This window comes from Chitinimonas sp. BJB300 (genome assembly GCF_002735695.1).
Classification (GTDB): Bacteria; Pseudomonadota; Gammaproteobacteria; order Burkholderiales; family Chitinimonadaceae; genus Chitinimonas.
In genome coordinates this window covers 1-10,742 of record NZ_PDZH01000128.1, presented here as the reverse complement: position 1 = coordinate 10,742, position 10,742 = coordinate 1, and the positions used below count along the sequence as shown (strand labels likewise).

The window sequence follows — 10,742 nt, the reverse complement described above, 5'->3', positions numbered from 1 at the left end:
AAGCTCAAGCAAGCGACCAAAGCCCATATGGAGATGTTGGAAAACACCCCGGAACGAGTGTGCTCCTATTTCGAAGACCCCAGGATCAAGTACGCCGCCTGATCAATACTTAGTTGCCGGGTGAATAAGAACCTGTTTACGATCTTACTGCGCAGCCGTGATCCGGGTTCATGTGCTGCTCGAAATCCTCATGTACAAAAGTACATTCCGCTTTCTGTGCTGCGCTTCACCCCGCTGACGACTGCTCGCGAAAGATCGTAAACAAGTTCTAAGAACCTGTTCAATGCCTTTTCGCTGACGAGCAAAGACCATTGAGCTGGTGTTTAATCAGATGCGTATTTCCGCAGGATACCCGGCAGTGTACTTTCCCTTAAAGTGCCTAACGTCGTCCAGAACTGCTCAACACGGTCGTGGTTCTGCTGGTAGTAAGGCATATTGAACATGATGAAGTAGTCTTTGGACGAAAGCGGTATTGGCAAACGCTCCACATCGGTAATGTTCTCGTCCGCTATTTCTGAGTCGCCAGCTAAGTCTTGCGTAGCGTAAGCGGCAATTCTGCCACTGCGCAGCTTCGCGAAGTTTTGTTTGGTGGAGATGGCTTCTTCTATTTGTAACCCGCGCGCGAGCAGGTCTTTGCCCACCGACCAACCCAGGTTTACCCCGATGGGGGCATTGATGCCGCTAAAGTGCTGACCGTCCCAGCTGACCGGGCTGCCTTTCGTCTTGTAGAGGTAATAAGACAGGGTGGTTATACGGCGGCTGCTGTCGGGTTTCCCCTCGCGCGTTGGATACACGAATGATGTTGCACGTTCGGCGTTATAGGAATACATGAAGACGCCATCGTGTTTGCCGACTTGTGCTTCTGCCAAAACCCGCATATTGGGTACCCGGATCAACTTGAGGGTGCAGCCGACTTGAGCTGCCGTTAGCTGTAGCAGTTCAACCGCGGCGCCGGGTTTGCTGGGGCCAATATAGCCTTCGCCGATAAAGTAAGGAGGAGAAGGCTCTGAGTTGTACGCCAACGCAATTTGACAAGCCGATGACGCGTGGCCGCCAAATAGGGTGAGTACGCTGAAGAACCATAATTTCCTGCACATGGTGGCTATATCCAGCTGCAAGCTGATGTTAGAACCTGTTTGCGATCTTATTGCGCAGCCGTGATCAGGGCTCATGTGCTGCTCGAAATCCTCATGTACCAAAGTACATTCCGGTTTCTGTGCTGCGCTTCACCCTGCTGACAGCTGCTCGTGACAGATCGTAAACAGGTTCGTAGAACCTGTCTAAAGTCTGCTGTGCGTCAGCAATACGATGTGGAAAACACTCTCGGAATGCGCATTTACCACGCGTAAACGCCGCCTCTTTTGCTGTTTCCGCCTTGTCTTACCTTAGATCGCGAAACTTTAGACAGGTTCTTCAGGTTGTCCTAAAGCATTAACGTTGTGCCCGATCTGTCCGGACGCTGCGGCGACATTTGATTATTTATATACCGCTACACGATGGTGGTCTTTTAAATCAGACCCGCGCCGCAATTGTGTTTGTGTACTGGGGGCAGATTGTTGCTAAAGGGTAATGCGCTCTCATAAAGGCGGCAGAAAAGTTAGCTAACTGCCTGATAGGTGGGTGCCGGTTTATAATCGCCCACCTATCCCTGCTAGTCTGCTTTACATGCTCAAGTATCTCGGCCTTGACCGGCCTTTTCTCCTGCTCGTCCGTAAATTGCTGTTCAGCATTGTCCGGACGCACGTGCTATCGGATGGCCCACAGAATCTGGGACTAGACCCGAAAAAGCCGGTCATCTATGTGCTGCAGCGACGTTTTTTCAGCAATATCCTCGTGCTTGATCGTGAGGTTACGGCCGCTGGGCTCATGTCTCCGCTGATCGGCTTCGCTATCCCGGGTGGGCGGGAAAAGCGCGCTTTTTTCTTTACCAATCGTGATGAACCCTGGTTTGGCCGTGCCAACAAAGTGGGCTATTCATTGCGCTTGCAACGTCTAACCCAGGCGGTAAGAAACCACCCGGATTTTGATGTGCAGCTGGTGCCGGTGACTATTCTTTGGGGGCGTACGCCTGACAAGGAAAGCTCGATCTGGAAGCTGATCTTTTCGGAAAGCTGGTCGCCGCGCGGCCCGTTTCGGCAATTCTTCACGATTTTTTTGCACGGTCGGCAAACCTTGGTGCGCTTCGGCCAACCGTTGTCGCTGAAGGAGCTGACAGCGGATGCCGAGGATGAAGAGCGCGCCTTGCGTAAGCTGGCGCGTGTGTTGCGGGTGCATTTTCGTCAGCAGCGCGAAATGGCGATTGGCCCTGACTTATCGCATCGGCGCACGCAGGTTGAAGGCATTCTGGAGGCAGAATCGGTCAAGGCTGCCATAGAGACCTTGGCGACGGAAAATGGCGGTGGCTATACCGCCGAGCAAAAGGCGCTGGAGAAAGCCCGTGAATATGCCTGGGAAATTGCCGCCGACTATAGCTATCCGGTGGTACGGGTATTCCATCGCTTCCTGACCTGGGTCTGGACCCGTCTGTACGATGGGGTGGAGTTGAACAATTTCGATACGGTGACGGGTGTCGCCCCTGACCATGAAATTGTCTATGTACCCTGCCATCGCAGCCATATCGACTACCTGCTGCTCAGCTATATCGTCTTCCACCAAGGCTTGATGATTCCGCACATTGCAGCCGGTGCGAATCTGAATCTACCTATCGTCGGCGGCATTCTGCGCCGGGCCGGGGCGTTCTTTCTGCGGCGTTCCTTTAAGGGTAACCCCCTGTACGGGGCGGTATTCAATGAATACCTGCACACCATGATCGCCCGTGGCAATCCGATTGAATACTTCGTCGAAGGTGGCCGCAGCCGTACGGGTCGATTGTTGCAGCCGCGTCCGGGCATGCTGGCGATGACGGTGCAAAGCTATCTGCGTGATTCAAATCGCCCCATTGTGTTTATCCCGGTGTACATCGGTTACGAAAAGTTGTTTGAAGGCCGCAGTTACGTGGGCGAGCTGATGGGCAAGCCCAAACAGAAGGAGTCACTGCTCAATCTGCTTCTCAGCATCCGCGAACTGAAAAAGAATTTCGGCAAGGTGCATGTGAATTTTGGTGAACCAATCAAGCTGGCGGAGCTGCTGGGTGAGTCACATCCAGGTTGGCGTAGTGAGCCGCCGCTTGATGATGCCCGGCCCGCTTGGTTTACCCAGAGCGTGAGCCAGTTGGGACAAAAGATTGCCGATGGACTCAATAGCGCGGCGGTGGCGAATCCGGTCAACTTGCTCAGTCTGGCTTTGTTAGCGACGCCACGTCATGCAATGGATGAAGACCAGTTGGTCGATCAATTGGATGGCTATCGCAAGCTGCTATTGGCGGTGCCTTATGCCGATAGAGCCCAGCTGACGCCAATGGATGGCCGTGCCATGGTTGAGCATTGCGAAAAGCTGCGGTTGATCCAACGCCACCCGCATGCGCTCGGCGATGTGATGCACTTCTACCCCGAAGATGCGGTGCTGTGCAGCTATATGCGCAACAACGTGCTGCATTGTGTGGCATTGCCCGGTTTGATCGCCTGCTTATTCTCTCGCAATACCAGTTTAAGTCGCGAGCAGTTGGGCGGTCTCACCCGAACCGTCTACCCCTTCCTGCGCGCCGAGTTGTTCTTGCGTTGGCAGCCAGAAGAGTTGGATGTGGCACTGGATGCTTATCTGGCAGCACTGGTGAATATGGGCTGGCTGGCTACCAATCCGGGCCGTGAAGGCGTCTACCATGCGCCAAACATGAATGCAGATGAATATGCCCAGCTTAACCTGCTTGGGCAGGTAGTGCGGCCGGCGTTGATCCGTTACTTCATCTCATTATCGGTACTTACCCAGCAGGGCAGCGGTACAGTAAGTAGTGATGAGTTGGAAGCACTGTGTCATCTGTTGGCCCAGCGTTTAAGTCTCTTGCGTGAATTCAATGCACCGGAATTTTTTGATCGCGCTATCTTCCGCACCTTTATCGCCACGCTTAAAAAGGCGGGGCTGGCGGGTGAGGACGAATCCAGCAAGCTCACGTTCAATGGAGCGGTGCGTGCGGCGGCAGCCGAGTCACGCTATGTTCTGCCGCCTGATGTACGCCAGAGTGTGCTGCACCTGACCCGATTGGACCAAAAAACGGTTGAGCAGGCACTCAGTCGTTTGGCGGCAAAGGGCAAGAGCTGAGTTGAGCTGTGGTTGTAGATAGCCGGATGCGGCTCATCAACCACAGGTCTCATGCATTTGACTTAGGTTAGAACCTGTTTACGATCTGTCGCGAGCAGTTGTCAGCAGGGTGAAGCGCAGCACAGAAACCGGAAAGTACTTTTGTACATGAGGATTTCGAGCAGCACATGAGCCCTGATCACGGCTGCGCAGTAAGATCGTAAACGGTTCTTAGAATTTTTCGTGTGGGCCCAGATAGCGCCATTGCCCCATCGGTAGATCGGATAAGGGAATCCGGCCGATACGAATGCGCTTGAGGCCGATCACCTTCAGGCCAACCAATTCACACATGCGGCGAATCTGGCGCTTCTTGCCTTCACGCAGCACAAAGCGCAGCTGATTTTCGTTTTGCCAGCTTACCTTGGCGGGCTTGAGTGCTTGGCCTTCCAGGCTCAGGCCATGGTTCAGCAACTTGAGGTCCGCTTCGGAGAGCTGCCCCTCCACGCGAACCAGATATTCTTTCTCGATCTTGGTTTCGTCGCCAATGAGTGCCTTGGCCACGCGGCCGTCCTGCGTCAACACCAGCATCCCGGTTGAGTCGATATCCAGCCGGCCAGCCGGTGCCAAGCCATTCAGATGCCGGCGCGAGAATTCGATACCGGAACGGTCTCCGACATAGCGGTTTTCCGGGCGAATCAATAAATCGGCTGGTCGATGGCCCTGCTCTGCCTGTCCGCTGACAAAGCCGATTGGCTTGTTGAGCAGAATGGTGACGCGTTGGGTCTGGGCGACGGCGGCGCGTTGGTCAAGTTCAATACGTTGGGTGGGCAATACCCTGCTGCCGAGTACATCGATTACGATGCCATCGACCTTCACCCAGCCGCGCTCTATGTATTCATCGGCTTCACGCCGGGAGCATAGGCCGAGTTCAGCCATACGTTTGGAAAGGCGTAGGGGTTCCTGCGCGTCGCTCATCTTGGATAATTCCACTGGCAAAACGCCATTTTAACGCCGCATGAGGCGATACAGGACGCTCGCGCTAAAATCGCGTCTATGGATACCCAAGATGATCTCAATTATTCGCGCCGCTTCGGCGGCATTGCCCGTCTTTATGGCGCTAGCGCGCTGACCCGTTTCGAGGCGGCGCATATTTGCATTATTGGTGTGGGTGGTGTGGGCAGTTGGGCTGCCGAAGCCATTGCCCGTAGTGCTGTGGGGCAGATCAGCCTGATTGATATGGATCATGTGGCGGTGTCAAATGTGAATCGGCAACTGCATGCGGTGGACGGCAATTTAGGTAAAGCCAAGGTGACAGCCATGGCTGAGCGGATACACGCTATCAATCCTCGGGCCGTGGTCAATGAGATCGATGATTTTCTGACTGCCGACAACCTGGCTGATTTGATGCCCCGGGGTCGTTTTGACTATGTCATCGACTGCATCGACCAAATGCGGGTCAAGGTTGCGCTGGTGGTGCACTGCAAGCGGAATAAGGTACCGCTTATTGTTTCGGGCGGGGCTGGGGGGCGCATCGACCCAACCCGCATTGCTGTTGCCGATATCGCCCATACCTCGGGGGACGCCTTGTTATCCAAGATTCGTGCTGAGTTGCGGCGTAATCACGGCTTTGCGCGCGAAGGCAAAAAATTTGGCATCGAGGCAGTGTATTCCACCGAGCCCATCGTCCGGCCGGTAGTGGATGCTTGCGAGCCCGTCATTGGCACGCCGCAAGGGTTGAACTGCGCGGGGTATGGTTCTGCTGTGGCGGTGACTGCCAGCTTTGGCATGGCGGCTGCTGGACGGGTACTGGCGCAGCTTGCAAAGAAACCAAGCTAAGTGGGCATCTATGGCGCTGTCTCGTCTCACGCAGTCCAGCATCGATCGATGGTTGGCAGGCTAATAGTCTGCCTTCAACGATAAATAGGGGCCGCGTTGGCGTTTCTTGTTGGCGATATTGCCTAGTTCAGCATGGGCTAAAGCCACTGAAAAGTGCTTGTTAGGTACCCAGGCAACATAGGCATCGGCGGCATTGTCTTCCTTGAAGACCGACAGGTTGTCATTCTTTTGCCGGTATTCAACCCCCACGATGACCGAATCGGTGAGGAATAGCCCCGCACTGGCTTCTGCACGCAGCTTGCGGGTGTCGCCGCGGTCACCGCCAAAGCCCAAGATGCCGAACTGGTTGGCGCGTGTGTATCGGAGGGTGCCGTTAAGCAAGAGGCTACGCCCGAAAGGGCCATTCAACCATACCTTGGTGGCAGCCAAGTAGGGCTCGACATCATTGCCATGCATGGCTCCAAGCAAGGTCGGCACGAAGTCGTAGTCATGGTTCCGTTTGACCATGACGCCTGCTGCGATCTGCGGGCAGAGTCTGTCTTGGTCGAATACTGCGTCACCGTAGAGCTTCACCTTCAAGCCTAAAATATTCTGACCAATGTGTGTATTCGGCACTGTGTCGCCCAGATCAAAACTCTGGTGGGCGAAAGACAACTCCACCCTGTCGAACACACCTACTGCGGCACCCACCGAAGTCAAGGAAAAGCCTGGGGTATTGACTCGCGTATAGAAAGCACTGCCGCCGACTTCATCGCGTGTGCCATAGCCGCTGATCAGTGCCCACGGCACCAAGCCGCCACCTCCTGCTCCTTCTATCTGTGTTACCCCTCCTGTTGCCGGGAGTCTGCCGCCCGCTAGGGCAGACGAAAGTAATGTCAGGTTCAAGAACAAGTAGAAGACGATGCGTTGCATGGCTAGCCTACTTAGAAAGTCGAAATATCAGCAGTCTATACTGCCAGCATGTTGTCGCCAGTCGGAGCCCACTTATGTTTTATCGTCTGTGTTGCTTATGTATTGGTACGTTATTTCTGGTTTTACCAGCGCGGGCCGATAGCCTATATGAGCGTTTGGGGGGGGAGGCCGGCGTGAGCGAAATCGCGAGTGAAATGCTGGACCTTACGGCAAGCGCACCTCAAACCCGCCGCACGTTTGATAAGGTGAACATGCCTCGGCTGAAGCAGAAGGTAGCCGAACACATCTGTTCGCTTACCGGCGGCCCTTGCCAATACTCCGGCGACACGATGAAGCAGAGCCATGCAGGGATGGGCATTACGGAATCCGAGCTAAACGGCATGGTGGAGCATTTACGCACAGTGTTGGATGCTCGCCATGTGGCGCAGGCAGACAAGAATGCGTTGTTGGCCATACTTGCGCCCATGAAGCGGGACATCGTGGAAATCAAGCGATGAGACAAGTATTACCGTGCCTGTTGGCTTTGCTGCCGCTGTTTTGTGCCGCTAAGCTCACTGTCCAGATACTTAACCCCAGCGAGCAGGCGGTGGGTGATGCCGTGGTGTATGCCGAGCCGCTTGCCGGCAAGGCGCCCAAGGGAAAACTGACAGGCACGATAGACCAGGTGAACAAGGAGTTTGTCCCCTTGGTAAGTGTGGTACAGACCGGTACAGCAATTCGCTTTCCCAATAAGGACAATATTCGTCACAACATCTATTCTTTTTCCCGCACCAAGGTATTTGACCTGAGGCTCTATTCCGGTACGCCTTCCGAACCCGTGGTATTCGATACCCCTGGCTTGGTTGTATTGGGATGCAACATCCATGACTGGATGGTGGGCTACTTATTGGTGGTGGATACCCCTTGGTTCGACACGACCAATACCAAAGGGCTCGTCAACCTGGATAACCTGCCATCGGGCGACTATTCACTGCGCGTTTGGCATCCCTATCAGAGTGCTGAAATCCCTGCGCAAAAGATTCGGGTCGGGCCGGGTGCTGAAACCCACTTCGTATTCCATATGAAGCTCTCGCCCCCGCCTGCCGCAGCCCATGCAAATTATTAACTGGTGGCGCCGGGGGAGACATAGACTCGCATTTCGTATTGTTCTGCACTTTACCGGCTTGTTGGCTGTGATGCTTGGCGTGGCGTTTGTGATGGTCAGCGTCGTGAATATGAGTATTTTCCGTGGGACTGCCGCGCTTAGCTTGGAATCCGACGAAAAAGTCTTTCGCCGCTTGTTGGAATACAACACCAGCAATCTGATCCAAGGTGCCAGTGTATTGGCCGGGGATTACGGGCTACGTGAAGCCATCGGCACCGGCGACATGGGTACGCTGCTATCGGCGCTCAATAACCACAGCCGTCGCATCGGAGCCACCATGGCTATGGTATCGGGCCTCGATAACCATTTACTGGCAGATACCCTGCATCCCGATCAATCCGACCAAGCCTATCCCTTCAAAGCCTTGTTAGCTGAGGCCGAAAAACGCGGCAATGCAAGCAGTATTGAGCTGATTGATGGCGTGCTGTATCGGATTGTCGTGGTGCCTGTTCGTGCACCAACCACCATTGCCTGGATCACAATCGGTTTCCCCATGGACGAGCGCCGGGCGAGCGAGCTGCATAACTTGGCTGGTGTGCATGTGTCTTTCCTGAGTCACAATCAGTCCAACTGGCAGTTACTTACTTCGACTTTCTCCCCAGAGCAACGCCAATCCCTGCTGGCTACGCTGAAGCAGTTCCCTACTGCCGGCATGCTGAAGTTGAATGGGGAAACATTTGAAACGCGGCTGGCGCTGCTGGCTGATACTCCGCACGGCCAAGTCTATGCTTTGTTGGCAGGCTCATTGGATGTCGCCTTACAGCCTGCTTATAAGCTGCGTGGTATTTCCATTGTGCTGACTGCTTTTGCATTGCTGGTGGGTTCGTTGATTGGTGCGCGGCTGGCGCGCAGGATTACTGACCCCCTAAGGGCGTTGGCCGTGGTGGCGCAGCATATTCAGGCAGGGGATTACCAGCAGGAAATATCGATTACCGATACCAGCGAGATCGGCCAGTTGGCGGGCAGCCTGACGCATATGCAAGAGGCGATTGCACTGCGCGAGACGGAAATCAGCAAGCTGGCGTTCCAGGATAGTCTGACCGGTCTGCCCAACCGAGTGCGATTCAATCAGTGCCTGGATGAAGCCATTACGATGGCGCAAGCCAACCAGAGCTACTTCACGGTGCTGTTGGTTGGGTTGGATCGCTTTCAGCAAATCAACGATACATTGGGCCACCAGAATGGCGACCGTGTCCTGATCGAAGTGAGCCAGCGTCTGTCCGCGGCCATCAATGTTGGTGATGTTGTGGCGCGCCTTGCGGGTGACGAGTTTGCACTGTTGTTGTCCGGCCTGCAGATGAATACGGCATTGCAAAGCATTGATCGCATTCACACCGTCTTTGTACAACGTTTCAATCTGGATGGCCGGTTGTTGGACGTACGTGCCAGCATTGGGCTGGTGGGCTTTCCTGAGCACGGCGATACCGCTGCGGACTTGATGCGTTGTGTTGATGTGGCACTGTACCGCGCCAAACGCAGTGGTTCCCACCATGCGCTATACGACCCGGGTACGAAGACGTTTCGAGAAGAGCACCTCTCGCTGCTCGGTGATTTGCAGCAAGCGGTTGAGCACAACGAACTGATTGTTTATTACCAGCCCAAGGTGGGCTTAGGCCCATATTCTGCTGATGAGGCAGAGGCGCTGGTGCGCTGGAAGCACCCGACCAAGGGTTTTGTTTCACCAGGGGAATTCATACCCTATGCCGAACAGACCGGCTATATCAAGGAGCTGACCCACTGGGTGCTGGTCCAGGTAATCCGGCAGGCAGGGCAATGGTTGCGAGAGGGTAGGCCCGTCAAGGTCTCTGTCAATCTTTCCACGCGAGACCTTGTGGACCAAGGGTTGCCGGCGACGATCGCCACCCTGATAGACCGGGCAGGCTTGCCACCAGAATATTTATGCCTGGAAATTACCGAAAGCGGCTTTATGGAAGAGCCGGCCGAGGCGCTCAATGTATTGCAAAAGCTGCGTTCCCTTGGTTTATCTCTGGCTATCGATGATTACGGCACGGGATACTCTTCGCTGGCTTATATCCGTCGTCTGCCCATTACCGAACTGAAAATAGACCGCGCCTTTATTATCGAGCTGGCTAGCAATGTCGGTGATGCGAAAATTGTTCGTTCCACGATCGATCTTGGCCATCACCTGGGGTTGAAGGTGGTGGCGGAAGGCGTGGAAGACATGGTCGTGGTGGATATTCTTGCAGAGATGGGGTGCGATAGCATCCAGGGCTTTGTATTTGGTAAACCGATGCCCGTCGCTGAATTTGATCGTTGGCGGGAAGCGCGAATGGCAAGACCTACACTCGCTTCTGCTAATCTTGCACGGTTTTCGGGTCCGTCTGCTGTTCAGTGAGGCAGGCATTCATGCGTAGCTGTCTTTTCAGCGCATGAAATAGCAGTTAACGCGATATCATTGATTTTCTGGCCTGGGTTAACGTTAGGGGCGGTTTGCTGACTGTGTGCCATCTGTTCCGGGTTGTTGGCTAAGAACCTGTCTAAAGACTTTGAATGGGTTCTTTGAACGTCTCTCTGGCTGCACAAATATTACTGACTGATGTTACGCAGTGCATACGATAACCTGTCGCCATGAAGAACAAAGAACTCGATTTGTACACCGACTATTTGCTGAGCACGTTTGGTGCGGCGACAGCAACGGGCTTGTCGGCGATGGTAG

At 54.4% G+C, this 10,742-nt stretch carries 8 protein-coding genes; 5 read left to right on the top strand and 3 right to left on the bottom strand.

Annotated features, from left to right (window positions below; translation table 11 throughout):
* Positions 1-323 precede the first annotated feature (323 nt).
* Positions 324-1,097 (bottom strand): substrate-binding periplasmic protein, encoded by a 774-nt coding sequence (locus CSQ89_RS17470; RefSeq protein WP_099407377.1) that lies wholly within the window; start codon positions 1,095-1,097, stop codon positions 324-326.
* 568 nt (positions 1,098-1,665) lie between these two features.
* Here CSQ89_RS17470 and plsB point away from each other — a divergent pair.
* Entirely contained in the window at positions 1,666-4,194 is a 2,529-nt protein-coding gene (plsB, locus tag CSQ89_RS17465; RefSeq protein ID WP_099407376.1) for a glycerol-3-phosphate 1-O-acyltransferase PlsB, read from the top strand.
* 210 nt (positions 4,195-4,404) lie between these two features.
* Here plsB and CSQ89_RS17460 read toward each other — a convergent pair whose 3' ends face one another.
* On the bottom strand, positions 4,405-5,148 hold the full coding sequence (locus tag CSQ89_RS17460; protein WP_199065660.1) for a pseudouridine synthase: 744 nt from the start codon (positions 5,146-5,148) through the stop codon (positions 4,405-4,407).
* Positions 5,149-5,226: 78 nt separating this feature from the next.
* Here CSQ89_RS17460 and CSQ89_RS17455 point away from each other — a divergent pair, with 78 nt between their 5' ends.
* Entirely contained in the window at positions 5,227-6,009 is a 783-nt protein-coding gene (locus CSQ89_RS17455) for a tRNA threonylcarbamoyladenosine dehydratase (RefSeq protein ID WP_099407375.1), read from the top strand.
* A gap of 60 nt (positions 6,010-6,069) precedes the next feature.
* On the opposite strand, the gene CSQ89_RS17450 is transcribed toward CSQ89_RS17455, so the two are convergent.
* Positions 6,070-6,921 (bottom strand): DUF3034 family protein, encoded by an 852-nt coding sequence (locus tag CSQ89_RS17450; protein WP_099407374.1) that lies wholly within the window; start codon positions 6,919-6,921, stop codon positions 6,070-6,072.
* A gap of 74 nt (positions 6,922-6,995) precedes the next feature.
* Here CSQ89_RS17450 and CSQ89_RS17445 point away from each other — a divergent pair, with 74 nt between their 5' ends.
* Genes CSQ89_RS17445 through CSQ89_RS17435 form a run of 3 tightly spaced genes read left to right on the top strand, consistent with a single transcriptional unit; the run spans position 6,996 to position 10,421 of the window.
* On the top strand, positions 6,996-7,418 hold the full coding sequence (locus tag CSQ89_RS17445; RefSeq protein ID WP_158229029.1) for a group I truncated hemoglobin: 423 nt from the start codon (positions 6,996-6,998) through the stop codon (positions 7,416-7,418).
* Positions 7,415-8,026, top strand: coding sequence for a methylamine utilization protein (locus CSQ89_RS17440; protein ID WP_099407373.1), 612 nt, complete (start codon positions 7,415-7,417; stop codon positions 8,024-8,026). The genes CSQ89_RS17445 and CSQ89_RS17440 overlap by 4 nt, the downstream gene beginning before the upstream one ends.
* The gene (locus CSQ89_RS17435; protein WP_099407372.1) at positions 8,013-10,421 is read left to right on the top strand and encodes a bifunctional diguanylate cyclase/phosphodiesterase; all 2,409 of its coding nucleotides are present in this window, start codon (positions 8,013-8,015) and stop codon (positions 10,419-10,421) included. The genes CSQ89_RS17440 and CSQ89_RS17435 overlap by 14 nt, the downstream gene beginning before the upstream one ends.
* The last annotated feature ends 321 nt before the right edge of the window (positions 10,422-10,742 follow it).